24 protein-coding genes and 1 riboswitch are annotated in these 25,106 nt (G+C 44.6%); of the genes, 13 read left to right on the forward strand and 11 right to left on the reverse strand.

Annotation, left to right across the window (positions count from 1 at the left end; genetic code table 11):
- Positions 1-91 precede the first annotated feature (91 nt).
- The 6 genes from accC to U2P89_RS08425 all read right to left on the reverse strand — a co-directional run bounded on the left by accC (position 92) and on the right by U2P89_RS08425 (position 7,492).
- Positions 92-1,600: an acetyl-CoA carboxylase biotin carboxylase subunit gene (gene accC, locus U2P89_RS08400; protein WP_322191188.1), complete on the reverse strand. Its 1,509-nt coding sequence runs from the start codon at positions 1,598-1,600 to the stop codon at positions 92-94.
- Between the two features lie 364 nt (positions 1,601-1,964).
- Positions 1,965-2,960 (reverse strand): class 1b ribonucleoside-diphosphate reductase subunit beta, encoded by a 996-nt coding sequence (gene nrdF, locus U2P89_RS08405; RefSeq protein WP_091908232.1) that lies wholly within the window; start codon positions 2,958-2,960, stop codon positions 1,965-1,967.
- 340 nt (positions 2,961-3,300) lie between these two features.
- Positions 3,301-5,391: a class 1b ribonucleoside-diphosphate reductase subunit alpha gene (gene nrdE, locus U2P89_RS08410; RefSeq protein ID WP_322191189.1), complete on the reverse strand. Its 2,091-nt coding sequence runs from the start codon at positions 5,389-5,391 to the stop codon at positions 3,301-3,303.
- Between the two features lie 76 nt (positions 5,392-5,467).
- Positions 5,468-5,839, reverse strand: a complete 372-nt coding sequence (gene nrdI, locus U2P89_RS08415) for a class Ib ribonucleoside-diphosphate reductase assembly flavoprotein NrdI (RefSeq protein ID WP_091908228.1) — start codon at positions 5,837-5,839, stop codon at positions 5,468-5,470.
- On the reverse strand, positions 5,836-6,075 hold the full coding sequence (locus U2P89_RS08420) for a thioredoxin family protein (RefSeq protein WP_091908226.1): 240 nt from the start codon (positions 6,073-6,075) through the stop codon (positions 5,836-5,838). Before U2P89_RS08420 ends, nrdI begins: the two co-directional genes overlap by 4 nt.
- 204 nt (positions 6,076-6,279) lie before the next feature.
- Positions 6,280-6,485: riboswitch (cobalamin riboswitch) on the reverse strand.
- Positions 6,486-6,670: 185 nt separating this feature from the next.
- Positions 6,671-7,492, reverse strand: a complete 822-nt coding sequence (locus tag U2P89_RS08425) for a hypothetical protein (RefSeq protein WP_091908224.1) — start codon at positions 7,490-7,492, stop codon at positions 6,671-6,673.
- Positions 7,493-7,748: 256 nt separating this feature from the next.
- Here U2P89_RS08425 and U2P89_RS08430 point away from each other — a divergent pair, with 256 nt between their 5' ends.
- The 12 genes from U2P89_RS08430 to U2P89_RS08485 all read left to right on the forward strand — a co-directional run bounded on the left by U2P89_RS08430 (position 7,749) and on the right by U2P89_RS08485 (position 19,122).
- Positions 7,749-9,182 (forward strand): CCA tRNA nucleotidyltransferase, encoded by a 1,434-nt coding sequence (locus tag U2P89_RS08430; protein WP_322191190.1) that lies wholly within the window; start codon positions 7,749-7,751, stop codon positions 9,180-9,182.
- Positions 9,183-9,267: 85 nt separating this feature from the next.
- Positions 9,268-10,245 (forward strand): TerC family protein, encoded by a 978-nt coding sequence (locus U2P89_RS08435; protein WP_313380358.1) that lies wholly within the window; start codon positions 9,268-9,270, stop codon positions 10,243-10,245.
- A 188-nt stretch (positions 10,246-10,433) separates the two neighbouring features.
- Positions 10,434-11,312, forward strand: coding sequence for a cell division protein FtsX (locus U2P89_RS08440; protein ID WP_091908246.1), 879 nt, complete (start codon positions 10,434-10,436; stop codon positions 11,310-11,312).
- 15 nt (positions 11,313-11,327) lie between these two features.
- Positions 11,328-11,576, forward strand: coding sequence for a DUF3098 domain-containing protein (locus U2P89_RS08445; RefSeq protein WP_076930622.1), 249 nt, complete (start codon positions 11,328-11,330; stop codon positions 11,574-11,576).
- A gap of 33 nt (positions 11,577-11,609) precedes the next feature.
- On the forward strand, positions 11,610-12,494 hold the full coding sequence (locus tag U2P89_RS08450) for an undecaprenyl-diphosphate phosphatase (protein WP_076930623.1): 885 nt from the start codon (positions 11,610-11,612) through the stop codon (positions 12,492-12,494).
- A 5-nt stretch (positions 12,495-12,499) separates the two neighbouring features.
- Complete coding sequence (gene truB / locus U2P89_RS08455) at positions 12,500-13,210, forward strand: tRNA pseudouridine(55) synthase TruB (RefSeq protein WP_322191191.1); 711 nt, start codon at positions 12,500-12,502, stop codon at positions 13,208-13,210.
- A gap of 29 nt (positions 13,211-13,239) precedes the next feature.
- On the forward strand, positions 13,240-14,292 hold the full coding sequence (queA, locus tag U2P89_RS08460; RefSeq protein WP_313380362.1) for a tRNA preQ1(34) S-adenosylmethionine ribosyltransferase-isomerase QueA: 1,053 nt from the start codon (positions 13,240-13,242) through the stop codon (positions 14,290-14,292).
- Between the two features lie 16 nt (positions 14,293-14,308).
- Entirely contained in the window at positions 14,309-14,791 is a 483-nt protein-coding gene (folK, locus tag U2P89_RS08465; RefSeq protein ID WP_313380364.1) for a 2-amino-4-hydroxy-6-hydroxymethyldihydropteridine diphosphokinase, read from the forward strand.
- A gap of 152 nt (positions 14,792-14,943) precedes the next feature.
- Positions 14,944-15,855: a patatin-like phospholipase family protein gene (locus U2P89_RS08470; protein WP_313380366.1), complete on the forward strand. Its 912-nt coding sequence runs from the start codon at positions 14,944-14,946 to the stop codon at positions 15,853-15,855.
- The gene (locus U2P89_RS08475; RefSeq protein ID WP_313380368.1) at positions 15,852-17,546 is read left to right on the forward strand and encodes an alpha-amylase family protein; all 1,695 of its coding nucleotides are present in this window, start codon (positions 15,852-15,854) and stop codon (positions 17,544-17,546) included. Before U2P89_RS08470 ends, U2P89_RS08475 begins: the two co-directional genes overlap by 4 nt.
- 108 nt (positions 17,547-17,654) lie before the next feature.
- Complete coding sequence (locus U2P89_RS08480; RefSeq protein WP_076930629.1) at positions 17,655-18,590, forward strand: ribose-phosphate pyrophosphokinase; 936 nt, start codon at positions 17,655-17,657, stop codon at positions 18,588-18,590.
- Positions 18,591-18,714: 124 nt separating this feature from the next.
- A complete protein-coding gene (locus tag U2P89_RS08485) occupies positions 18,715-19,122 on the forward strand; it encodes a DUF4332 domain-containing protein (RefSeq protein WP_313380371.1) in 408 nt (135 codons plus the stop codon).
- An 87-nt stretch (positions 19,123-19,209) separates the two neighbouring features.
- Here U2P89_RS08485 and U2P89_RS08490 read toward each other — a convergent pair whose 3' ends face one another.
- Positions 19,210-19,719 (reverse strand): low molecular weight protein-tyrosine-phosphatase, encoded by a 510-nt coding sequence (locus U2P89_RS08490; protein ID WP_313380373.1) that lies wholly within the window; start codon positions 19,717-19,719, stop codon positions 19,210-19,212.
- A 434-nt stretch (positions 19,720-20,153) separates the two neighbouring features.
- Between U2P89_RS08490 and U2P89_RS08495 the strand changes: the two genes are divergently transcribed.
- Positions 20,154-20,624, forward strand: coding sequence for a YbaN family protein (locus U2P89_RS08495; protein WP_091908208.1), 471 nt, complete (start codon positions 20,154-20,156; stop codon positions 20,622-20,624).
- 55 nt (positions 20,625-20,679) lie between these two features.
- Here U2P89_RS08495 and U2P89_RS08500 read toward each other — a convergent pair whose 3' ends face one another.
- The 4 genes from U2P89_RS08500 to U2P89_RS08515 are packed head-to-tail and all read right to left on the reverse strand — an operon-like array spanning position 20,680 to position 25,051.
- A complete protein-coding gene (locus tag U2P89_RS08500; protein WP_091908206.1) occupies positions 20,680-21,903 on the reverse strand; it encodes an HD domain-containing protein in 1,224 nt (407 codons plus the stop codon).
- Between the two features lie 5 nt (positions 21,904-21,908).
- The gene (gene pyrF / locus U2P89_RS08505; protein WP_076930634.1) at positions 21,909-22,751 is read right to left on the reverse strand and encodes an orotidine-5'-phosphate decarboxylase; all 843 of its coding nucleotides are present in this window, start codon (positions 22,749-22,751) and stop codon (positions 21,909-21,911) included.
- 26 nt (positions 22,752-22,777) lie between these two features.
- The gene (prfA, locus tag U2P89_RS08510; protein ID WP_091908205.1) at positions 22,778-23,866 is read right to left on the reverse strand and encodes a peptide chain release factor 1; all 1,089 of its coding nucleotides are present in this window, start codon (positions 23,864-23,866) and stop codon (positions 22,778-22,780) included.
- Positions 23,867-23,875: 9 nt separating this feature from the next.
- Positions 23,876-25,051 (reverse strand): AIR synthase related protein, encoded by a 1,176-nt coding sequence (locus U2P89_RS08515; RefSeq protein ID WP_322191192.1) that lies wholly within the window; start codon positions 25,049-25,051, stop codon positions 23,876-23,878.
- Between the last annotated feature and the right edge of the window lie 55 nt (positions 25,052-25,106).

The following is a 25,106-nucleotide window of genomic DNA, read 5'->3' on the forward strand; positions in this document are numbered from 1 at the left end:
TTCAGATTCCAAATTTCAAATTCCATCATTAAAGCATTCTGTTTTCAAATCAGTTTTAACCCACATGGTTGTTTTTTACATTGGCGGGGAATTATATCCTCAAAACTCCTTTTTGTTTACCGAATGCGCGCCAGCGGCTTATGGGAAGATTATCGGCAGGCGATGATGAAGGTGCGTCATTGCTGTTCACTATATGGTCTATATAGGCAGCGATGATGGCCATGTCTTCTATTTCGTTGTTATTTCCGGCACTTTCCTGCAGCTTCTTGCTGTTGTCTTCGATAAAATGGGTGGTATAATTTCCTTTTACGAAATCACGCGTGTCCATAATGCGGCGAAGGTAATCGATATTGGTCTTTACCCCCGTGATCTTATATTCGTATAACACACGGCGCATCCGTTCCAGCGCATAGATGCGGCTGGTTGCCCACACAATCAGTTTACCCAGCATCGAGTCGTAATAGACCGGGATTTCGTATCCATCGTAAATAAAACTGTCCACCCGCACACCTATGCCTTCGGGTGTTTGAATATGTCGGATAATACCGGGCGACGGTGCGAAGTTATTTTCAGGATCTTCAGCGCATATACGGCATTCAATGGCATGACCACGCTGATGTAAATGCTTCTGGCGTAAACGTAGTTTTTTTCCGTTGGCAATATGTATCTGTTCTTTTACCAGGTCGACACCCAGTACCTCTTCAGTAATAGGATGTTCCACCTGGAGGCGGGTATTCATCTCCAGGAAATAGAAGTTCATATCGCCATCCACCAGAAATTCTATTGTACCGGCCCCGACATAGCCGATAGATTTGGCTGCCTTGACGGCGATGGCACCCATCGCAAGACGGGTCTTGTCATCGATAAAAGGGGAAGGGCTTTCCTCCACGATCTTCTGGTGACGCCGCTGCACCGAGCATTCGCGATCGAACAGGTGTATCACATTCCCGTGGGCATCACCCAGAAACTGTATTTCGATATGGTGAGGCGATTCGATATATTTTTCGATATATACCGAATCGTTCCCGAATGAGGCCCTTGCTTCCGACTTTGCGGCTTCGTAGGCCTCGTACAATTGTTTTTCTTCATAGACCAGACGCATACCTTTACCGCCGCCTCCGGCCGTTGCTTTAATAATGACGGGAAGTCCTATCCTGCGGCAGACACGGAACAGATCCCTCGGCTTCAGGTCTTCCGATGTGCCGGGTACCACAGGCACCTTGGCTTTTATCATCTGCCGGCGAGCCGATATCTTATCGCCCATGGCTTCGATACTTTCTGCCGACGGGCCAATGAAAATAATACCCTCTTCCTTGCAGCGACGTGCAAAACCGGCATTTTCACTCAGAAATCCGTATCCCGGATGAATAGCGTCCGCTTTAAACTGTTTTGCGGCTTTGATGATTTTATCGGCATTCAGATAGCTCTCCTGCGAAGAGGCCAGACCGATACATACCGCTTCATCGGCATAAGAGACGTGCCTTGAGGTACGGTCGGCCTCGGAATAGACGGCCACCGTACGGATACCCATCTCTTTACATGTGCGCATCACACGCACAGCAATTTCGCCCCGATTTGCAATTAGAATTTTTTGTATCATCGTTAAAAAATGGAATTACACTTTATATACCTATTTCAATCTTTCATATGATTAAAAAATTTAGACACAAGAGCCAAGAATCAAGACACAAGACTAAACTAATGTGCTAATTGAATTTCCAATCATCACTACTTCCCGATAAATCGGGACAAGTTCCCGAAGGATCGGGACAAGTTCCCGAAGGATCGGGACAAGTTATCCCGACTTGTCGGGATCGTTAATCAGTAAATCATCACATCAATCAAATTCCCGACTCTTGATTCTTACACTCATTTCAAAAGGAGTATAATTCAAACAAATCTTTTGTAATATTTGTTCTCAATGAGCACAATTCCAATTGAAAACAAAACAGAATGAAAAATCTTCAAATCTCCATCTCCAATTCTTTTTTCATGTCGAAATCACCGTCGTGAAGATACACTACTTCGAGGGTTTTTTCGTAATTGGTCGATTTTTTGGAAAAGAAATCGTGTTGTGTCGTTTCCACATTCAATCCATTCAGCACAATCGGATTTACCTCATTGATCTCGTAACGCGGTTCGAAGCCGAGGTTCATCAAAGCCTTGTTACCGTTATACCGTATATATTCCTTTACTTCGGCTCCCAGACCGATATCACTATACACATGATCGGTATATTTCATTTCATTCTCGTAAAGCAGGTCCATCAGGGCGAATAAATCGGTTTTGAGTTTTTCCTGTTTCTTTTCGTTGAAAGTGTTGAATATCTCCTGTGCCAGCAGACCGACAAATACGCCGTGAATGGATTCGTCGGCGATGATCTTCTTTATGATATCGCAACTGGCTACCATTTGTCCTTGTCCTGCCAACCACAGAGGCAGGAAGAAACCACTATAGAACAGGAATGTTTCAAGAAAAACAGAAGCTACCAAGGCCATATATACCTCTTCTTTGGAGACATGCTCTTTGTCGAGTTTCCGGTAATAGCTATCAATCGTTTTGGCTTTGAACTGGAGTTGTTCATTGGTGGATGCCCATTCAAAGATAGCATCGATTTCGGTGGTGGAAGCCACTGTCGTAAAAATAGTGGAATAGGATTTGGCATGTATGGCTTCCATCATACACATATAGGAAAGTACCGATTTGTTTTGCAACCCCTCGATATTGTCGATCACCTTAGGCATACCGGTATGGCTCTGCAGGGTATCGAGCAGGGTCAATCCGCCCAACGCTTTCTTATATGCTTCACGCAGTTCGGGTGAAAGCGATTTCCACGAGTCGATATCTTTAGAGGGGATATATTCGGTATCGATCCAGAACTGTTTCAGGTTTTGTTCCCAGAACATCTCCACATAGTCGTTCTCGGGAGTATTCCAGTTGACGGCTTTAAATTGTTTCATTATGATTAATATTAGAGCCAAGAATCAAGAGCCAAGACACAAGACTATTCAGTCCTGTAATAGGAAGCAAAAGGGTTTTGCTAATGCTGGCCGTTGGTTCATGTTTGTTTTTTATAATATTGTTGTTTTTATTTTCGCGTGTGTCTTTGGAATATGACTGAGACTAAAGCGGAGACCTTTTAGATATTTTGTGGGGACCCATTGCTCGTGAGTAGCGTTAAAAGAGTAGCTGTTTGAGCGAAGCGAGTTCTACTCTTTTAGCGTAGCACGAGCTGTAATGGGTCACAAAATATCGTCAGTCGATGATTTAGTTGTAGTCATACCTCTTTGCAAAAATCAATTACACCGAGCAGGAGATACAGTCTTCGACTGTCGTTTTCCTTGTCCGGGTATAATACAATGATTTCAGTCCGGACTTATGGGCGTAGATATAGTACCGCGCCAGATCGCGGGTCGTATGGCTGCTTTTGGTATGCAGTATGGTCGATATACCCTGATCCACATGGCGCTGGATCACAGAGATCAATCTTATCACTTTCATCTGATCCATATCGTATGCCGATTTGTAAAAGAAATAATTGTCGTTGGTGAGATAGGGCATCGGATAGAACGAAGTACTGTCGCCATATTCGCGCACCTCTATCGTATCCACCACGGGCATTACCGAAGCGGTGGAGCTCATGATATACGAAGTCGACTGGTTGGGTGCTATCGCCAGCCGGTAGGCATGATACAGCCCGTGTTGCATTACCTGTTCTTTCAGATTCTTCCACTCTTCGATCCCCGGAATATCGATCCCTTCGAATAACTCTTTTACCTTGTCGGTTTTTGGCAGATAATCCCGTTCGGTATATTTGTCGAAATAGGTTCCTTTGGCATATTCCGATTTGTCGAAATCCTTAAATACAATCCCTCTTTCGCAGGCGATTTCCATGGAACGCTCCAGAGAGTAGAAATTCATCATCATGAAAAACACATTGCAGAAGTCGAGCGCCTCGGTACTTTCGTACGCAATAAAATTTTTGGCAAACAATCCGTGAAGGTTCATCGCTCCCAACCCCACGCTGTGCAGTTCCTCATTGGCTTTTTTGATGGAGGGGACAATATCGATATTCGAAATATCCGAAACGACCGTCAGGGAGCTGATCGCGGTCTTCACCGCTTCCTTGATCCGTTTGTTATCCATCACGGTCACGATATTCAGCGAGCCCAGATTACAGGAGATACCACGGCGGATCACATCCTCCTCGTAATAATCGTTGATCTCCGATACTTCCGACAATTGCATGATTTCTGTGCAGAGGTTGGAGAATTTTACTTCACCGATATCTTTCAACGCGTGTTCCCGGTTGGCATTATCCTTAAAGAAGAAATAGGGATAACCGCTTTCTTTCTGTGTCTGGGCGATCTTTACCAACAACATGCGGGCATTGAGCCTTTTCTTCCTTACTTTGGGGTTATCGACCAGTTCGGTATACATTGCATTGATATCCATATCGTCGAGGTACTGCCCGTACGCCTGAAACACGGTGTGCGGATAGAACACATAGAACGGTTCATCCTTTTCGGCAAGCTCCATGAACTTGTCGGGGATCACCACTCCGATGGAAAGGGATTTGATACGGACTTTTTCGTCCACATTGATCTTTTTACAATCGAGGAATTCCTCGATATCGGAGTGGAACACGTTCAGGTAAACCGCCCCGGCGCCCGGCCGTTGTCCCAGTTGATTGGCATAGGAGAATACATCCTCTAAAAGCTTCATCACCGGCAATACGCCGCTGGCACGGCCTTCCACTCCTTTTATCGCTTCCGAACGTCCGCGTAGCTTGGAGAGGTTGAGCGAAACGCCCCCGCCGATAGACGAAAGTTTCATGGAAGAATTGATCCCGTAACCGATCCCGTTTAGGCTGTCGCCGATCTCGTCGAGGAAGCATGACACCAACTCTCCGGAGCGTTTCTTGCCGGCATTCAGGAAGGTCGGTGTGGCGGGTTGGTATTCCTGGTTGATAAACAATTCGGCATATTCCATTGCCTTGTTTATATCGCCACGGCCGAGATAAAGCGCAGCACACGCCAACCGGTCCTCATACCGTTCCAGGAATTTCTCCCCGCTATCGTCCCGCAGGGCATAATTCTGGAAGAACTTGAACGCGCTGATATAAGACGGGAAACGGAATTTCTTCTCGTACATCAGGTTGTACACCTCTTTGATCTCTTCGAAGGAATACCATTCCAGCAAATTCTCGTAATAGTTGTTTTCGATCAGATAATCTATTTTTTCTTTCAGCGTATAGAAAAATACGGTGTTTTTATTGACATATTCGAGAAAATAGGAGCGTACCGCCTCTTTGTCCTTCCCGAACTGAAACTCATCATCCTTTTTCACCATTACCTGGTTGTTAAGTAATATCCAGTTTTTTACTTTCATTTGATTAAAATTTAGAGCCAAGAATCAAGATTCAAGAACCAAGACCTTTGATAAATTAAAAATTAAGAGTGAAGAATTAAAAATGATAAAAGGAGTTGACTCTCTCTATAAAGGCATTTACATCCCGTTCCAACCCCGACAGTTCGAATTTCAGCAAGAGCGGTATCCCGTATCTCGTCGCAATCTTGTCGGCTGTCACGGCAAAGTTCGCACCCCAGTTCATATTCCCGCTTGACGAGATGGTTAAGATAAACGGCGAGTTTACCTGCATGAATTGCTCAGTAGAGTAGGGCACCTGGCCTATCTTAGTAGTATAGGTAATAAGGTGGCCGGGGCTTGAAATGATCAAATCTTCAGATATTTTCAGGCATTGCCATCCGGTTCTTGCTGATACCTTACGCACGAAACGTTCCACATTGCCCGTTCTGCTATCATAATAGATTGTCATAGTTGTGCTACCATTGTATTCAACTTCTCCGGATCATAACCCACAATGCGTACTAATTCCTCGCTCCCGTCGACCAGGATAGTAGTGGGAACAGAACGTATTTTATGTTTCATTGCCAATTCCGGACTGTTAAACGGGTTGACAGTTTCAAAAGCAATGTTTTTATCTTCAAGGAATCTCGACACCATCAGGCACGGATTGCAATCTTCTTTTTCAAATTTGACGATCTTTCTCATTTTGATGCAATTTTACAGGTTATTAAATAGTCGATATATGCATAACACACCCTGTCATGCATGGGATAAATAAATATCGGATTGATTTTTTTATTTCTGAACTATTTTTTAAGCCACATGGATAGTGGATAAGTTTTCTTATTCCACACTTGAATAAAAAAATAGTTTAGCTTTATTGCATATTTTCTTTATAAACCCGAAAGAAAATGTATTTCTTCTTTTGGCAGGTCTTCTGACTTACTCTGTTTCCGGCAGCCTTCCCTTTACATATAATAAAAGTGGCAAAAAGAATTGCAGAAACGCTTGAATGAGTTTACAGCAGCGGGTTCTGTTCAGGATTTGCACCTGATTCCCTTTTCATCCCGGTCACGAGGACTCATGATCGGAACACCAAAATTTCCAACAAATATCGAATAAAAAAACGGGATAGACATTTAAAACGGAATATATTTTTCTATGGAATATCGATAAAGTTTATCAAAATGGAAAATTTTCCAATTTAAAATTGGAGTAAAGTTTTCCATTCTAAAAATTACAGAGCGATTTTATTTTTCCAAGTCTTCTGTTTTGTAAAAGTTGCGGATCGTTTTCTGAGTTATTGTTGTCTGCTTTCCAGATATCTGATCAATGCTTCGCTTTTCTCTTTTTCCAGTTTCAACTGTTCTATATCCAGCAGCAAGGAGGAGAGTTCGAACGAGTCGCGTACACCTTTTTTAGCGGCGTCGGTCATTTTGACTGTGATGGTACGGTTACCAATAAATTGAACGGTGAGTGGTCGATCGCGGAAGGTATAGATGAATCCGGCGACTCCGTTTTCACTGTCCCCACTATAGCGGACAATCTCATAAGCTTTGTCCAGGGTATTGAAACGGTAATTCAATCCGTCGGAAGTGACGGGGAGGGTCTCTGCAAAATTACCGTCGTCGGTAGTTACTTTGATTTTGTTATGCTTGATATGGCTTCCAGAAAGGATACTTTCGATAAAGAGTATTCCTTTTTCCCGCACACCCGAGCGGAGTCCATTTCGACTCAGGGAAGAGTGATAGGGGTATGCTTTGGGGTAATACTCTCCAAACTCCTGGTACCGCTCATCGCGTACATAATCGAAAAGGCTGAGCTTGTCATTGAGCTCGGTGTATTTTTCACCAAGCATCGAGTCGCAATAGACAATATTCCGCCTGTTTTCCGCCATGCGTATCTCCTGCATAAGCGCGAACCCGGCGTTGATTTCATCAAAAGATTTAGGAAAAAGAATTTTAATGCTGTCAATCTTCAACTTGGCCAGCGGATAATTACCTTCCTGATATGCTTTTCCCGCCTGGGAAAGATATTCTTTAGCTCCTCTGTTTTTTTCCGAACAGGAAAAAAGGAGAAGTACAGAAAGGGACAGTACAGTGGTCTGAAAAGAAAAACGCATCTCAATAATAGCATTTTATGAACACGGAGGATCGTCCTCCGGCCTTGTTTATCTCTGCAAAATTACAAATATATTCCTCATCAAAAGCTGTTATAAAGCACAATTATTGTAATTTTGCAATTCGTAACAGATAATACGCTGTAATGTAATTACTTCGGCAGGACAGCTATCCCACAGTCCGTAAAGGGAACCCTTTGCTTTAACGGCAGGGACAGGCGGCAAGTTACGAAAAACCAGACATATAAAAAAAATATTTATGGAGATATTGCAGGAAGAAATACAGGCGCACCTAAACAAAAAGATTTTCAAATTGATTTCAGAAACAGCCGATGAAATGGGAGTGGCATGTTACCTGATCGGTGGTTATGTACGTGATTTCTTTCTATACCGCCCGTCGAAAGATATCGACGTGGTGGCTGTCGGCCAGGGGATCGAGTTGGCAAAAGCAGTATCTGAAAAACTGGGCAAGAAAAGCCGGATTTCCGTTTTCAAAAACTTTGGTACAGCACAGATAAAGTACAAAGAGTACGAAATTGAGTTCGTAGGTGCCAGGAAAGAATCTTACCGTCTGGATTCGCGTAAACCTATCGTGGAGGACGGCACATTGGAAGATGACCAGCGGAGGCGTGATTTCACCATCAATGCCATGGCTTTCTGCCTGAACGGGAACCGATACGGAGAACTGCTGGATCCTTTTAACGGGATGCAGGACCTGGAAGATTTGGTTATACGCACGCCTCTCGATCCGGACATCACTTTCAGCGACGATCCCCTGCGGATGATGCGTGCCATCCGGTTTGCCAGCCAACTAGGGTTCGATATCCATCCCGACACATTTGATGCTATCGGCCGCAATAAAGAGCGTATATCTATCCTCTCGATGGAACGGGTGATCGATGAACTCAACAAAATCATTCTCTCGCCCAAACCCTCCGTGGGATTCATCCTATTGGAAAAGGCCGGCCTCCTCGATATCATTTTCCCTGAGCTGACAGCGCTGAAGGGAGCCGAAACCAAAGACGGGGTAGGGCACAAGGACAATTTTTACCATACCCTTACTGTATTGGACAATATTGCACGGCAGACAGATAACCTTTGGCTGCGCTGGTCAGCGCTTCTCCACGACATCGCCAAGCCTGCCACAAAAAGGTGGGATCCACGGCTCGGGTGGACATTCCATAACCATAATTATATAGGTGAAAAGATGGTGCCTAAGATCTTCCGGAGAATGAAGTTGCCCCAGAATGAAAAGATGAAGTATGTGCAGAAAATGGTTTCACTCCATATGCGTCCCATGCAACTGGTGGAAGAGGAGGTGACAGACTCGGCGGTACGGCGCCTGTTGTTTGACGCCGGGGATGATATCGACGACCTGATGACGCTTTGCGAGGCCGATATCACATCGAAGAATCCGGAAAAGGTACGCCGGTTTCTCAACAACTTCAAGGTCGTGCGGAGAAAACTGGAAGAGATAGAGGAGAAAGACCGGGTACGCAATTTCCAGCCTCCGGTGGATGGAAATGAAATCATGGAGATCTTCGGTCTCCCGCAATGCCGGGAGATAGGGCTCCTTAAATCAGCCATCAAGGAAGCGATATTGGAGGGGGAAATACCTAACGAGAGGGAGGCCGCTTTTCAGTTTATGCTAAAAAAGGCTGCGGAAATGGGGTTAGGGCCAAGTGAAGAATGAAGAGTGGAATATAAACTTTTTGACCCGTAAAATGTTGTAATGAGGTAAATTTCTTAGGTTGTATCAATTTTATACATTCTCACAAATGGAAGTAAATTCCGCGTTTTGGATAGGATTCATCATCCTCATTATCGCATTATTATTGCTCGACATGTTTGCCTTTCACAAAAAAGGTGAAGTGGTCAACGTGAAGAAAGCATTATGGCTGAGTTTTTTTTGGATTTCCCTCGCACTTATTTTTAATGCGGGGATTTATTTTGTCTTCGGTAAAGAACCGGCCCTCGAATTTTTCACGGCCTATCTGATTGAAAAATCATTGAGTGTGGACAATCTTTTTGTCTTTATACTCATTTTCACTTCATTCAAGATTGCCCCCAAATATCAGCATGATGTACTCTTCTGGGGCATTCTGGGTGCTTTGATCTTCAGGGCTATCTTTATTTTTGCGGGAATTGCGCTGTTGGAACGTTTTGCATGGATCATGTATGTGTTCGGAGGCTTCCTGGTGATTACCGGAATAAAAATGGTAGCGGACTTTATCCGTAAAAAAAGGGAGGAAGAGAAAGAAGAAGAAAAAGACTTGAACAATAGCTGGTACGTAAAGCTTACCCGTAAAATCATTCCCATGACGAACGACCTTTCGGTACCGAAATTCTTCAGGAAGGTAGATAACAGGGTGGTAGCCACACCTTTTTTCCTGGCGTTGGTGGTGATAGAGGTAACCGACCTGGTATTTGCAATTGACTCTATTCCTGCCGTACTGGCTGTTTCCACCGATATGTTCATCGTCTATACATCCAACATTTTTGCGATCCTCGGACTTCGCTCGCTCTATTTTGCACTAAGAGGTGTGATGGATTATTTCTACTATTTGAAGTATGCGCTGAGTGCCATCCTTCTTTTCATAGGGGCCAAGATGATGCTCAATCATTACGCCCACACACAGGGAGTGGACTTTCATATTCCTACCACTGCTTCATTGCTGATCATAATGACATTGATTGTGGTATCGGTTGCAGCTTCCATCATCAGAAGCAAACAATTAGAAAAGACACGGCAATAAATTTTATTTGGGTGCGGATGCAGGGCAAGTTTACCTGCACTGTGCCGAGTGCCGCCAGAAAACCCACATAGTGAAAAGACCTTAATCTTTCACATTCATTACTTTTTCTGCGATAATTTTTATTACTTTGCAGTTTATTTGGAAAAAGTGCTTTTTCTGTGTTTTCACACTCACTATCTGTAACTCGTATGACAGGCAAAAAAAAGGTATCTACAGTTCGATTCTTAAATGCTAAGATCACATCCACAATCAGTATATCACTGGTTTTGGTGCTGCTGGGAATCACCATACTGATCCTTTTCATGGGGAATGGATTGTCACGATTTGTGAAAGAAAACATGAGTTTTAACGTGATGCTCTCTTCGGAGGTGTCAGACGCCGAGATATCGAAGATCAGGAATAATCTGGATGCACAGCCGTTTGTTAAATCATCACGGTTTATCAGCAAGGAAGAGGCCAAAGAGCAACTTATCAAGGATCTGGGAGAAGATCCTGAAGAACTGCTGGGATATAATCCTGCACAGGATTGTATTGAGATTTTTCTCCATTCGGAATATGCCAACAGTGACAGTATCATGGTCATCAATAAAGTGATCCGGCAGAACAGCAATGTGACGGACCTGCTCTACCAGCAGGAGGCGATCGACCTGATCAACGACAATCTCTCGAAAGTGATGACTGTCTTATTGATCCTTGCCGCCGTGCTGTTATTGATCTCTTTCACGCTCATCCGCAATACCATTCGTCTGAGTGTGTACTCAAAACGGTTTCTCATTAACACAATGAAATTGGTGGGGGCGACAGGCCGCTTCATCAGAAGGCCGTTCGTGATAAATAACATTTTCACAGGTATCATTGCGGGCATCATCGCAGACCTTATCATTTTTGGCATCATCACCTATTTCAGCAGGGAGTATGCCGAAATACAACCTATTATCAGTTCTATGGAATTGATTATCATATTCTCTATCGTGATCTTGTTGGGAGTAATTATCTCCACAATAGCTACGACTTTTGCCGTCAACAGATATGTGAAAATGAAATCAGACCAGTTATATTACGTATAAAAACTATCACACAATATGTCTCAAAAAAGTATTGCATTAAGTAAAACAAACCTGATCATCTGTGGCATCGCCATCCTTCTTATCATTGCAGGTTTCCTGCTGATGACCGGACCGGCCACCACACTCGAAGGCGGATTTGAACCCGATATTTTCAGCGCCAGGCGTATAAAACTGGCACCTGTCGTTTGCCTTTCCGGTTTTGTATTGATGGTGGTGGGCATTCTGTATCCTTCGAAAGAAAAAAGCAGCACATCCGGAAAATAAAATCATTGCCGGATACTGCAAAATATATTATAAATGAGCATATTAGAAGCAATTATTATTGCCATCGTAGAGGGGCTCACAGAGTTTCTTCCTGTATCATCCACCGGGCATATGATCATCACCCAGGCATTACTGGGAATGGAGAGTACTGATTTTGTGAAAGCATTTACGGTGATCATTCAGTTTGGCGCGATCCTTTCGGTCGTAGTTCTCTACTGGAAACGTTTTTTTCGGCTGAACCCGATCGTGGTTTTTGATAAAGAAGCTGTGCACGGCATGTCTGCCGCGAAAAAGGGATGGACTTACCTCACCCGATTCATTTACAAATTCGATTTTTACTGGAAACTGTTTATCGCCGTGGTTCCCGCCGGGATCATCGGTTTGCTTCTTGGTGACCAGATCGATGCGTTACTTGAAAATGTCACTGTGGTAGCTGTGATGCTCGTGTTGGGCGGTATTTTCATGCTATTTGTGGATAAATGGTTCAACAACCCGTCGCAGGGGCAGTCAATAGGATGGAAAAGGGCACTTACGATAGGTTTTTTCCAGTGTATCGCCATGATTCCCGGTGTATCGCGTTCCATGGCTACCATCGTCGGGGGGATGACCACTAAACTCAGCCGCAGGAATGCTGCAGAGTTCTCATTCTTTCTGGCGGTTCCCACTATGGCGGCAGCGGCAGGGTATAAGTTGTACCAACTGCTGAAAGATCCCGTCAGCACCGCGATGCTGAAAGATAATATCTTAATGCTTGTTATCGGTAATGTAGTAGCATTCATAGTGGCAATCCTGGCTATCCGCTTTTTTATCGATTTTCTCACCCGTTACGGGTTTAAGGCATTTGGTGTGTACCGCATCATCGTAGGCACCATATTGCTTATATTAGTTTTCTCAGGGGTAAGCCTGACCATGGTATAAAAAATATGGATTTTATCGAAGGTGAAATTTTATATATCGATAAACCGTTACACTGGACTTCCTTCCGGGTGGTCCGGGTTGTCCGTGCCAAGATATGCCGCAGGCTGGGAATAAAGAAACTGAAGGTAGGACATGCAGGTACGCTTGATCCGCTCGCCACAGGGGTAATGATCCTCTGCACCGGCAGGAAAACAAAACTTATAGAGGCTTTACAGGCTGAAACAAAAGAATATATCGCACATGTCCGCCTCGGAGCCACTACCCCCTCGTTCGATCTTGAAACGGAAGTCGATGCCGAATATCCGACAACCCATATCACCAGAAAAATGGTGGAGGATGTACTTCACCGTTTCACCGGTACCATAGAACAGGTTCCACCTGTTTTTTCCGCAGTCAAGGTCGATGGAAAAAGGGCATATGAGTTAGCCAGAAAAAATAAAGATATTGAACTAAAACCCAAATTATTGGTTATAGATGATATCGAATTGATTTCTTATAACATGCCGGATATCACCATCCGTGTGGTATGCAGTAAGGGCACCTACATAAGAGCGTTGGCCAGGGATATCGGGATAGCGCTGGATAGTGGTGCTCATCTTACTGGCTTACGGCGTACAAGGGTAGGGGATATAACAGTGGATAACTGTCTTAATATGGATGATATTGATCATTTTTTTAATGAAAATATTCCTCAAGTAACACAAGAAAACAGATAAAATATAATTGATACAGGATTTTTTAACTTATGAAGCTTTCTCAATTTAAATTCAATTTGCCGGAAGAGCTTATTGCGAAATACCCTGCGGCACATCGTGATGAGTCCCGGTTACTGGTGGTCCACAAGAAATCGGACCAACTTGAGCACAAAACCTTCAAAGAGGTGCTGGATTATTTTAATAAAGGGGATTTCTTTATTTTCAACAACACCAAGGTCTTTCCTGCACGGTTATTCGGAAACAAAGAGAAGACCGGCGCCAAGATAGAGGTCTTTTTATTGAGGGAATTGAATCCCGAACAGCATTTGTGGGATGTGCTTGTCAACCCGGCACGGAAGATACGTATCGGGAACAAATTGTATTTCGGCGAAAATGAAGAGCTGGTTGCAGAGGTGATCGACAACACCACCTCGCGTGGCCGTACATTGCGCTTTCTCTATGACGGCCCATACGACGAATTCAAAAACCAGTTGTTCTCGATCGGCGAAACACCTATTCCTGAATATCTGGAGCGGAGTGCTGAACCCGAAGATGTGGAAAGATACCAGAATATTTTCGCCCAGCATGAAGGAGCGGTGGTTGCTCCTGCTGCCGGCCTGCACTTCAGCCGCGAGCTGATGAAGAGGATGGAGATAAGGGATATTGATTTTGGTTTTCTCACGCTCCATAATGGATTGGGTGCTTATCGCATGATTGATGTGGAAGACCTGACCAAACATAAGATGGAGTCGGAACAGATGATTATTACCGAGGAATTGTGTGAAAAGGTGAACAGGGCGAAAGACGCAGAGAAAAATATCTGTGCTGTCGGCACATCCGTACTTCGTGCGATAGAGACGACTGTCAGCACTGACGGCCACCTGAAACCACGGAATGGATGGACCAATAAGTTCATTTTTCCTCCTTATGACTTCACTCTTACCAACAGCCTGGTCACCAATTTCCACCTGCCTTATTCCACATTACTGATGATGGCTTGCGCTTTCGGAGGATATGAAAAGGTGATGAATGCCTATGAAGAGGCAATCAAAGAGAAATATACTTTCGGGGCATACGGGGATGCAATGCTGATTGTAGACTGATCCAGCGTTGAATAACATGAACGGAACGAATGAATATACCGTTTATCTGGCATTGGGATCCAACCTTGGTGACAAGCAGAAAAATATAGAAGAGGCTTTGGATAGAATAGAAGAGCGGATAGGGAGCATAATTTCCCTATCCGCTTTTTATTTGACAGCCCCCGTCGGCTTTCAATCAGAGAATATATTTGTCAATTGTGCATGCGAAGTGGCAACCGATATAAATATTTACAGGCTCTTCGAAATCACTCAGGATATTGAAAAAGAGATAGGTAGATCCCGGAAAAGTAAAAACGGGCAGTATACCGACAGGACTATAGATATCGACCTTATCTTAGCCGGCGACCGCGTGATCGACACACCTGATTTGACCATTCCTCACCCGTGTTTTCATACCCGTTCTTTCGTGCTTGACCCTTTATACGAAATAGCCCCGGATCTCGTTCATCCGCTACTGGGAAAATCCATACGGGAGTTACGGGAAAAAGTGCCTAGGTGAGAAAGTGCTTGGGTGGTTGAGTGACCAGGCGGATGATGGAATGGGGAGAGTAGTAATGACAGATCGATATGGAATAGTTGATTTGTGCAATTGAAAACTCGAAAAAAAGTCCCATATTTGTGTAACAAAACATCTGAAAGGAGACAGATATCATGGCTATCTTCAGTAAAAGTTATGATCATTTCTTAGGTTACGCCCTAAGTGGGGGAGGTGCCAAAGGGTTCGCCCATCTTGGCGCGTTGAAAGTATTGGAAAAATGCGGACTGAAACCCGATGTGATTGCGGGAACCAGTGCCGGATCGCTTGCCGGCGTTTTTTATGCCGACGGCTACCATCCCGATGAGATTGTGGAGCTCTTCCACAAAAAAGAGTTCCGTGAGTTCGTAGAGTTCACCTTACCCACAGCCGGTTTTTTCAAAAGCACCGGATTACATAAATTTTTAAAGAAAAACCTCAGGGCCAAAAGGTTTGAGGAACTCCAGATACCTTTCCATGTGGTGACTACCGACTGGAAGAGGGCTGCCACCGTCGTCTTCTCCAATGGCGATGACCTGGTGGATGCGGTAGTCGCCTCCTGTTCCGTCCCCATTGTATTCCAGCCCCAAATGATCCATGATGTACCCTATGTGGATGGGGGATTGCTGAAAAATTTCCCCGTCTCGGTCATCCGTAAGAAATGTAAATACGTAATCGGGGTGAATGTCTCCCTGATCCTGCCGGCTCCGGAAAAAAACAATATCCGAAGAATGCTGGAACGCACATTCAACCTGATGTCAAACTCCAACACCCTCATCGATAAAGCTTATTGTGATATACTCATCGAGACCAAAGGGATAGAAAAATATTCCATGTTCGACCTGCAGAACCAGCTAAAGATCATGGAAGCAGGATATCATTATGCTGTGGTGAAAATGAGTGAAGAGAAATCGTGGGAGATCGTAAGAAAATGCCACAGGCACTATGCCCTGACCAAAAAAGTACGCGAGCAGCTCCAACGGATCAGGAGACGCAATGGAATATTACATCCGGAAACAGATATTAGCGAAAACCCCAATATCCAATGAACCAGAAACTGTTTGTTTACCAGTTGTTGCCCAGACTATTCGGCAACAGTTCTTCCACCAACAAATTCAATGGCACCATTGAAGAGAACGGGACAGGAAAATTCGATGATATTTCCGATACCGTTTTACAAAAAATAAAAGCAAACGGTTATACCCACATCTGGTATATCGGCGTATTGGCTCATGCCTCCACCACCGATTACACGGCATACGGGCTCCCGCATGAATATCCGGAAATCATCAAAGGCAAGGCGGGATCGCCATATGCGGTGAGGGACTATTATGATGTGGATCCCGACCTGGCTGCAAGTGTCCCGGAAAGAATGGCGGAATTCGAAGCCTTGGTCCGACGGACACATGCTGCCGGACTGAAAGTGATCATCGACAATGTACCCAACCATGTAGCCAGGAACTACCGCTCCATCAACAAGCCGGAAGGGGTAAAAGACTTCGGGGAGGACGATGATACCTCGATGGCATTTTCACCGCAAAACAATTTCTACTATATCCCCGGGCAAGCGTTAGAAATACAACTCTCACTTCAAAAATCGTCCGGTCCGGCATACAACGAGATCCCGGCAAAGGCCACCGGTAACGACTGTTTTTCGCATAGGCCCACTCATTTCGACTGGTATGAGACGGTGAAACTCAATTATGGAGTAGACTACCTACACGGGAAACAGGCACATTTCGATCCAATTCCCGATACATGGATAAAGATGGGGGATATACTCCTCTATTGGGCGGAGAAAAATATCGACGGCTTCCGGTGCGATATGGCCGAGATGGTACCGTTAGCATTCTGGAGGTGGGCAATCCCCCGGGTAAAGGATAAATTCCCGGAGGTCATATTCCTGGCAGAGATATATAACCCTTCGGCATACCGCGATTTTCTGGCCCATAACGTCTTCGACTATCTTTACGATAAAGTGGGGTTATATGATGTGTTACGTGATGTCTCCTGCGGTTACAGGCCCTCGTCCGACATCACTTTTGCACTAAACAGTGTGGGAGATATACAGCACCGTATGCTCAATTTTATGGAGAATCATGATGAACAACGGTTGGCATCTGATTATTTCCTGAAAGAGGGAAGTAAAGGTAAGGCTGCCATGATCGTCTCCTGTTGCGTCAATTCAAATCCGGTGATGGTCTATGCCGGTCAGGAATTGGGAGAGAGAGGAATGGACGAAGAGGGATTTAGCGGGAAGGACGGACGTACCACTATCTTCGATTATTGGTCTGTAGATACCCTGCGGCGATGGAATAACAACGGCCGGTGGGACGATGCACAGCTCACCGGGGAAGAGAAGGAGTTACAGCAATTCTACCGGCGCCTGATCATCCTATGCAATGAAGAGGCGGCACTTGCGAACGGTCTTTTTTATGACCTGATGCCGGCCAATTATGAGAACAGGGAGTTCGATTCCGCCAATCTCTTTGCATTCCTGCGGAGTAATAAAAAAGAACTCCTATTGGTAGCGGTCAATTTCGATAACAGGATACATGAGTGTACTGTGGATATCCCGCATCATGCCTTCACATTTTTTGAAATTGCCACTACTGGAAAGGGAACGCTAAAGCCCCTGCTCCACGCAGAAGGCAAAGAGTTGGCATTCTCACCCGACTCCCCGCCCCATATTTCACTTGATCCATATTCGGGAGAGATTTACAAGATTTCTTTTTCATGATATATGTTGAATTGAGTCCACTTTTTTGTACTTTTGTTGCGGCTTTCAGTTTGATTCTATCAAATTATATCAAGATCCAAATATTTATTTTTCAGAAAACTATCAATAATGCAGGAGAAACCATTTAAAATCTTTTCGGGCACTAAGTCACGCTACTTTGCAGAAAAGGTATGTAACAGTCTGGGTTGCCCATTGGGTAACATGATCATTGAACATTTTGCCGACGGGGAGTTCGCTGTTTCCTATGAAGAATCAATTCGCGGGAAGCAGGTATTCCTTATCCAATCGACTTTCCCCAGTTCCGAAAACCTGATGGAACTGTTGTTAATGATTGATGCGGCTAAACGTGCTTCGGCCAAATCCATCGTCGCTGTAATTCCTTATTTCGGTTGGGCAAGGCAAGACCGGAAAGATAAACCGCGCGTGAGTATCGGTGCGAAACTGATCGCCGATATGCTGGCAGCAGCCGGGATCAACCGCCTGATCACGATGGACCTCCATGCCGACCAGATCCAGGGCTTTTTCAATACACCGGTCGATCACCTTTATGCGTCGGGTGTTTTTATAGAATATATCAAACAGCTTAACCTGAGCAATATGGTTATCGCTACTCCTGATGTGGGTGGTACCAAACGTGCCAGCGCATATTCCAAGTTCCTGGAATGCCCGATGGTGATCTGCTATAAGCTGAGGAAGAAAGCAAATGAAATATCGGACATGCAGATTATCGGAGATGTAAAAGGGATGGATGTGCTGCTTGTCGATGATATTGTAGATACTGCCGGTACCATTACCAAAGCAGCCGACCTGATCATGGAGAACGGGGCCAACTCAGTAAGGGCCATTGCCAGTCATGCCGTGATGTCTGATCCCGCTTCGTTGCGGGTCGACCAGTCGAAACTGACGGAAATCATATTTACCGACAGCATTCCTTATTCCCAAAAATCGGAAAAAGTAAAAATTCTTTCTGTAGCCGAGATGTTTGCCAATTCCATTATGAGGGTTTGCAACAACGAATCCATCAGTTCGTTGTATGTAGTCTAAAAAGTTAGGGATTTTTTCCACACATTCCCTGAAACTTGTGTATGGTGAGTGCATAGTTTCATAGATGTGCCTATATTTGGGCAGAAATCGCCTAATTTAAACCCTAAAAAAATTAATTACTCGTATGGCATACAAAATTGAAGAAATTGAAGGTATTGGCCCTGTTTACGGAGAAAAGCTGAGAGCTGCCGGTGTTACCTCTACAGAAGGATTACTCGAGAAATGTGCCGGTAAATCCGGTCGTGCCGCAATGGCAAAAGAGACAGGTATTGATGAAAAGTTAATCCTGAAATGGACTAACCACGCCGATCTTTTCCGCGTACCGGGTATCGGGTCAGAATTTTCAGAACTGCTGGAAGCAGCCGGTGTGGATACGGTAAAAGAGTTCCGGAACCGCAACGCTGAGAACTTATATGCCAAAATGCAGGAAGTAAACGAAGCCAAAAAACTGGTACGTCGCCTGCCTTCTTTAGGCCAGCTCACGAAAATGATTGAAGATGCCGGAAAAATTGAACCAATGATGACTTATTAAGTCGATAAACAAGGGTAGGGGAAAACGGCTGAGAAATCGGCCGTTTTTTATTACTATTATAGTGCAGGATCCACCTGCATAATGAGTCTAAAAGCCGTATTTTCTTTTAATGGTCTGCAGCAATCCCTCACAGGCATCTTCGAGCAGGTCGAGTACCAGTTCAAATCCTGATGCACCGCCGTAATAAGGATCGGGAATATGATCATGATGGGTATACTGACGGGAAAATTCGGTCATCATATGGATTTTATCAATTTGTTCCTGACTGGTTGCCAACGCTTTCACATTGGCATAATTTTGCCGGTCCATTACCAGGATATAGTCGAAATCATTGAAATCGGACTTTTTGAATTTCCGGGCACGGCTATCAAAATTATACCCTCTTCTTTCACCATGCAGCCGCATACGTTCATCGGGTAGTTCCCCTTGATGCCATCCGGAAGTACCGGCCGAATCCACCTCAACCAGATCCTGAAGGCCGTTCTTCTCCACAACAGTTGCCATAATGCCTTCGGCAGCCGGTGAACGGCAGATATTCCCAAGACAAACAAAAAGCAAGCGGATCTCTTTTTTCTTTCCCTCTGTAGAAGCCATCATTTATATTTAAAACAGATTTTTTATAACCTTAACAATATCCGCAAAGATAATGGAAATTCAGAAAAGTACAAAAATTATACTTCTGATTATTCAACTACACCTATTCAACATAACTACGACATCTCAATTTCTTATATTTTTTGTAGTTATAAGCTTTGTAAATAGAACAATGATTTGTACTTTTGCTCCCCAACCCCGGGACAAAGGACAGCAAAACGGGAATAAACCATCACAGCAGATTTATATGGATAAACAGCTAATTAGCAGTATCAAAAACAGATTGTTCAAGGAATTACAGTCCGTTGTTACAATCCTCTATATTTTTGGGGTAGGGATAGGTAAAAGCTATTCCTTCTTCTTCCCTGGTTAAAGAGCTGTCGTATCCGGTTACGGTAGAATAAATTTATCAGTCAAGCTAAAAAAGAATTCAATTTATGGATCAAAATTCAAACCTACATAATCGTCCATCTGTACAAGATATCTCCATTAGTGTATCCGAAAAGGAAGTCAAACTAGAGATCAAAAAAAACAGAACTGTGCGTGTACTTTATGTGATCGGAGGTACTGCCTCCCTTGTACTTGCCATTCTTGGCATTATCGTGCCGGGCCTTCCGGTAACTCCCCTGGCACTGTTGTCGGCTTTCCTGTATGCCAAAAGTTCACCAAGACTGTACAATTGGTTGTTGAACAATAAAATACTCGGGCCACGGATCAAAAACTACCAACGGCGGAAGGGAATTACCCGCAGAGGAAAGGTGGGAGTACTTGCTTTCATGTCGATCATGGTGCTGTTCTCTTCATTTATAATCATGGGACCCGGTACACTCAGATGGGTGATCCTTAGCCTTGGCCTTATCGGATGTATTGTGGTGATATTCTTTGTGCCCAACGCAAAAGAGAACTAAAAACTAAAAATTAAGAGTGAAGGACTAAAAGTGAAGGATGAAGAGGATAGGGGAGTTAGTCCCTTAGATAAGCGAAATAGTATTTTTGGACTTTCTTCGACAGCAGTTCTACATTGAGCATATCCGAAGCTTTGGAAATATCTTTCACCTCACCGCTTTTATAGACTATATCGATACTGTCGTCTTCCTCATTGTACATGTCTGTTGTCAGTATATCGGATGAAAGGAAATAAGCGGCTTCCCGGGCAGTGATGTTGAATCTCTTGATATATGCTGCTATGCGTGTGGCGACTTTTTCTTCATCAACCCTTTCTTCCCTGATATCTATCTTGAACAATTTCCGGTTGACCATGCCATCGCTCAACACCGACAGTACCGTGTCGGAATGGGAAGTCCATACTTTCAGTGCTGACCAGATATCATTGTCGTCAAGATTGACGAAATGACGCAACGCTTCCCCGTTATTTTCAAAATCGGCTCTGGTACTCTCCTGTGATAAAAAATAGGAGAGGGCAGGGGAGGCGAACAGTTTTTCACCCATCATGGACAACTCCTTGGCACGCCGAAGCGTATTGATCATCATCTTCTCCGCTGCAACCGCAGTTTTATGCAGGTAGACCTGCCAGTACATCAGCCGCCTCGACATCAGAAAATTCTCGATGGAATAGATTCCCTTGGACTCCACAACCAGCTTATCTTCTTTCACATCGAGCATCTTGATGATACGGGCCGAACCAATGTTACCCTCCACCACACCGGTGAAGAAACTGTCGCGACGCAGGTAGTCGAGCCGATCCACATCCAGTTGCCCGCTCACCAGCCGATGGAGAAACCGTTTGGAATAAGTGTCTGTAAAAATGTCGATTGCCATTTGCAGGCGGCCTTGCCATTCCCTGTTCATCTGTTCCATAAGCAACAGGGAAATGGTTTCATGATGCACATTGGTAACCAAGGCATGCTCCAATACATGCGAGAAAGGGCCATGTCCGATATCATGCAACAGAATGGCAACCAATGCTGCATCGGTTTCTTCTTTTGATATATCGTGCCCTTTTTCTTTCAATGTCTTGAGTGCTTCATCCATCAGAAACATGGCACCTATGGAATGATGAAAACGGGTGTGTTGCGCACCGGGATAGACAAACGGTGCCAGGCCGAGTTGACGGATACGGTTAAGCCTTTGCAGAAAAGGGTGCTGAATGATCTTGTAAATAAAATCATTCGGGATATTGATGAATCCAAAGACCGGATCATTGATTATTTTCCTTTTCTTTTCCATCTTTTTTAATTCAAGATTTGGCTTACGCCGAATTTCTCCAGCATCTCCTTCATCTCCTGCTGTAATTTTCTTGCTTCCTGTCCGGCAGTATAGGCAAAATCTTCAGTGCTGTCCGCATAAATAATTCCACGTGAAGAGTTAACCAGCAGTCCGCAGCTTTTGTTCATCCCATAGCGGCACACCTCTTCCAGCGACCCTCCCTGCGCTCCTACACCGGGTACCAGCAAAAAATGTTCCGGTACAATCTTACGCACATCTTCAAATAGTTTACCCTGGGTAGCACCAACCACGTACATCATCTGTTCAGCGGTGGCCCATTGCTGCGATACGCGCAATACTTTCTCGAAGAGACGCTCACCGTTGCGGTCTTCCGTCAACTGGAAATCAAGAGCTCCCTTGTTACTGGTGAGTGCAAGCAGGATAACCCACCGTTCGGGATAAATAAGGAAGGGCTTCACGCTGTCCTTACCCATATAGGGAGCTACCGTCACGGCATTTACTTTTACTTCATCAAAAAAGGTACGGGCATACATTTCGCTGGTATTACCGATATCTCCACGTTTGGCATCGGCAATGATGAATTGATCTGGATAGCGCTGGCGGATATAAGCAACGGTCTTTTCAAACGCCATCCACCCATTTACACCCTCACTCTCATAAAAAGCAAGATTGGGTTTATAGGCAACACAATAAGGCGTTGTAGCGTCGATAATGGCTTTATTGAACTCATAGATCGGATCTTCCGTATCCAGCAGATGCTCCGGAATCATTTTTATATCCGTATCCAATCCCACACACAGGAAGGATTGCTTTTTAAGTATCTGTTCAAATAGTTGTTGTTTGGTCATATAATTTTAAATGAGCATTTTCTGTTTCATGAAATCTCCGCCTCTTTCATCCTTTCCGCATTTTCAGTCACCATCAATTGGTCGATCACCCCTTGGATATCACCCTCCATAAATGCCGACAGGTTGTAAATAGTGTAGTTGATACGGTGATCAGTGATACGTCCCTGGGGATAATTGTAGGTCCGGATCTTGGCAGAACGGTCGCCGGTGGATACCATCGTCTTCCGTCGCGAAGCAATATCTCCCTGCCGTTTGGAGAGTTCTATATCATAGAGCTTCGTACGCAACATCTGCATGGCGATCTCCCTGTTTTTGAGCTGTGACCGTGCCTGCTGGCAAATGACCACAATACCCGTCGGCCTGTGGGTGAGCTGCACCTTGGTCTCCACCTTGTTCACATTTTGTCCTCCCGCACCACTCGAACGGGCGGTATGGAAGTCGATATCGGCCGGATTGAGATCCACATCAAATTCCTCTGCTTCAGGTAATACAGCCACGGTAGCGGCCGAAGTATGCACACGCCCCTGAGTCTCCGTCTGTGGTACCCGTTGTACCCGGTGTACGCCCGATTCATATTTCAACGTACCATAGACATCGGTGCCGCTCACCGTGAAAATGATTTCTTTATAACCGCCGGATGTACCCTCGGTAAAGCTGACCAGTTCAGCAGCCCATCCCTTGCTTTCACAATATTTGGTGTACATCTTGTATAAATCCCCTGCGAAAATAGCCGCTTCGTCGCCTCCGGTACCACCACGTATCTCCATCACCACATTTTTGGCATCTTCGGGATCGGCAGGTATAAGCAACAGTTTAATTTTCTCTTCCAGCAGAGGGATCTTTTCACTGTTGGAAGCTAACTCTTCATTGGCAAGTTGCCTCAGATCGGCATCCGATTCGTTGGCGAGAATGTTCTTCGCCTCGGACACGCCCTCTAATGCAGCCTTGTATTCATTACGTACCTCAACAATCTTTTGAAGGTCGCTGTATTCCTTATTCAGCTTTACGTAGCGTTCCATGTCCGAAATCACTTCCGGATCGGTAATCAATGTCCCCACCTCTTTGAAGCGGGTAACCAAATGCTCTAATTTATCGAGTAACGAATTTTGTGACATATAGACTGTTTAGACATAACGGAATTGCCCGAATTCACTTTCAATCACCAGTTCGCGGACATCTGATTTTTCGACATACCCCACAATCCGGGCGTCGACATTGAACGAACGGGAGATATCGATCACCTGTTGGGCATGTTCAGGAGAGAGATAGATCTCCATCCGGTGGCCCATATTGAATACCTTATACATCTCATCCCATGCAGTGCCGGATTGCTTTTGGATCAGGTCAAAAAGGAGAGGGATAGGGAATAGATTGTTTTTCAGAACTTTAAGACCTTCACCCAAGAAATGGAGTATCTTGGTCTGCGCTCCTCCGGAGCAATGTACCACCCCATGAATATTTTGATTTAACTCTTTAATTATCAGAGAGATAATAGGAGAATAAGTACGGGTAGGGGAGAGTACCAGTTTTCCGGCATCAATATCCAGATTATCAATCATATCTGTCAATTTCATCCGGCCTGAATAGACCAGGTCGGAAGGGATGGAAGCATCGTAACTTTCAGGATATTTTTGTGCCAGATAGTTGGCAAACACGTCGTGACGTGCTGAAGTAAGCCCATTACTACCCATGCCTCCGTTGTATTCTTTCTCGTAGGTTGCCTGTCCCGATGAGGAAAGTCCGACGATCACATCGCCGGCCTGAATACGGGCATTGTCAATGACATCGGAGCGTCTCATACGGCAGGTGACCGTACTGTCTACAATAATGGTGCGTACAAGATCACCTACATCGGCTGTCTCACCACCTGTAGGATAGATATTTACCCCGAGTCCTGAGAGTTCTTCGCATAACTCATTGGTACCGTTAATGATAGCAGAGACTACTTCTCCCGGAATCAGATTTTTATTTCTGCCGATGGTGGAAGAGAGCAGGATATTATCGGTAGCACCCACGCAAAGAAGGTCATCTACATTCATTATCAATGCATCCTGTGCGATACCTTTCCATACGGAAATATCTCCGGTTTCACGCCAGTAGATATAGGCTAACGACGATTTGGTCCCGGCACCGTCGGCATGCATGATGTTGCAGTACTCCGGATCATTCCCCAAATAATCCGGGACGATTTTACAAAATGCCTTTGGAAAAATCCCTTTATCGATCGTCTTGATAGCGTTATGCACATCTTCTTTTGATGCCGAAACTCCTCGCTGAATATATCGTTGATTGTCTGTCATGAATTTTATATATTGGGTAATTTTCTCGGAAATTTATTTTTTAAATCTTGCCCGG

It is taken from the genome of Proteiniphilum sp. (assembly GCF_034331125.1).
Lineage (GTDB): Bacteria > Bacteroidota > Bacteroidia > Bacteroidales > Dysgonomonadaceae > Proteiniphilum > Proteiniphilum saccharofermentans.

What these genes read in the sequence shown, in the direction of transcription:
- U2P89_RS08480 (WP_076930629.1), top strand. Translation starts at nt 17,655, where the DNA reads ATGCAGGAGAAACCATTTAAAATCTTTTCGGGCACTAAGTCACGCTAC.
- U2P89_RS08485 (WP_313380371.1), top strand. Translation starts at nt 18,715, where the DNA reads ATGGCATACAAAATTGAAGAAATTGAAGGTATTGGCCCTGTTTACGGA.
- U2P89_RS08500 (WP_091908206.1), bottom strand. Translation starts at nt 21,903, where the DNA reads ATGGAAAAGAAAAGGAAAATAATCAATGATCCGGTCTTTGGATTCATC.
- folK (WP_313380364.1), top strand. Translation starts at nt 14,309, where the DNA reads ATGAACGGAACGAATGAATATACCGTTTATCTGGCATTGGGATCCAAC.
- U2P89_RS08495 (WP_091908208.1), top strand. Translation starts at nt 20,154, where the DNA reads ATGGATCAAAATTCAAACCTACATAATCGTCCATCTGTACAAGATATC.
- U2P89_RS08440 (WP_091908246.1), top strand. Translation starts at nt 10,434, where the DNA reads ATGACAGGCAAAAAAAAGGTATCTACAGTTCGATTCTTAAATGCTAAG.
- U2P89_RS08420 (WP_091908226.1), bottom strand. Translation starts at nt 6,075, where the DNA reads ATGAGAAAGATCGTCAAATTTGAAAAAGAAGATTGCAATCCGTGCCTG.
- U2P89_RS08425 (WP_091908224.1), bottom strand. Translation starts at nt 7,492, where the DNA reads ATGCGTTTTTCTTTTCAGACCACTGTACTGTCCCTTTCTGTACTTCTC.
- queA (WP_313380362.1), top strand. Translation starts at nt 13,240, where the DNA reads ATGAAGCTTTCTCAATTTAAATTCAATTTGCCGGAAGAGCTTATTGCG.
- U2P89_RS08515 (WP_322191192.1), bottom strand. Translation starts at nt 25,051, where the DNA reads ATGACAGACAATCAACGATATATTCAGCGAGGAGTTTCGGCATCAAAA.
- accC (WP_322191188.1), bottom strand. Translation starts at nt 1,600, where the DNA reads ATGATACAAAAAATTCTAATTGCAAATCGGGGCGAAATTGCTGTGCGT.
- truB (WP_322191191.1), top strand. Translation starts at nt 12,500, where the DNA reads ATGGATTTTATCGAAGGTGAAATTTTATATATCGATAAACCGTTACAC.
- U2P89_RS08450 (WP_076930623.1), top strand. Translation starts at nt 11,610, where the DNA reads ATGAGCATATTAGAAGCAATTATTATTGCCATCGTAGAGGGGCTCACA.
- nrdI (WP_091908228.1), bottom strand. Translation starts at nt 5,839, where the DNA reads ATGACAATCTATTATGATAGCAGAACGGGCAATGTGGAACGTTTCGTG.
- U2P89_RS08445 (WP_076930622.1), top strand. Translation starts at nt 11,328, where the DNA reads ATGTCTCAAAAAAGTATTGCATTAAGTAAAACAAACCTGATCATCTGT.
- nrdF (WP_091908232.1), bottom strand. Translation starts at nt 2,960, where the DNA reads ATGAAACAATTTAAAGCCGTCAACTGGAATACTCCCGAGAACGACTAT.
- U2P89_RS08470 (WP_313380366.1), top strand. Translation starts at nt 14,944, where the DNA reads ATGGCTATCTTCAGTAAAAGTTATGATCATTTCTTAGGTTACGCCCTA.
- nrdE (WP_322191189.1), bottom strand. Translation starts at nt 5,391, where the DNA reads ATGAAAGTAAAAAACTGGATATTACTTAACAACCAGGTAATGGTGAAA.
- U2P89_RS08430 (WP_322191190.1), top strand. Translation starts at nt 7,749, where the DNA reads ATGGAGATATTGCAGGAAGAAATACAGGCGCACCTAAACAAAAAGATT.
- U2P89_RS08435 (WP_313380358.1), top strand. Translation starts at nt 9,268, where the DNA reads ATGGAAGTAAATTCCGCGTTTTGGATAGGATTCATCATCCTCATTATC.
- U2P89_RS08475 (WP_313380368.1), top strand. Translation starts at nt 15,852, where the DNA reads ATGAACCAGAAACTGTTTGTTTACCAGTTGTTGCCCAGACTATTCGGC.
- prfA (WP_091908205.1), bottom strand. Translation starts at nt 23,866, where the DNA reads ATGTCACAAAATTCGTTACTCGATAAATTAGAGCATTTGGTTACCCGC.
- pyrF (WP_076930634.1), bottom strand. Translation starts at nt 22,751, where the DNA reads ATGACCAAACAACAACTATTTGAACAGATACTTAAAAAGCAATCCTTC.
- U2P89_RS08490 (WP_313380373.1), bottom strand. Translation starts at nt 19,719, where the DNA reads ATGATGGCTTCTACAGAGGGAAAGAAAAAAGAGATCCGCTTGCTTTTT.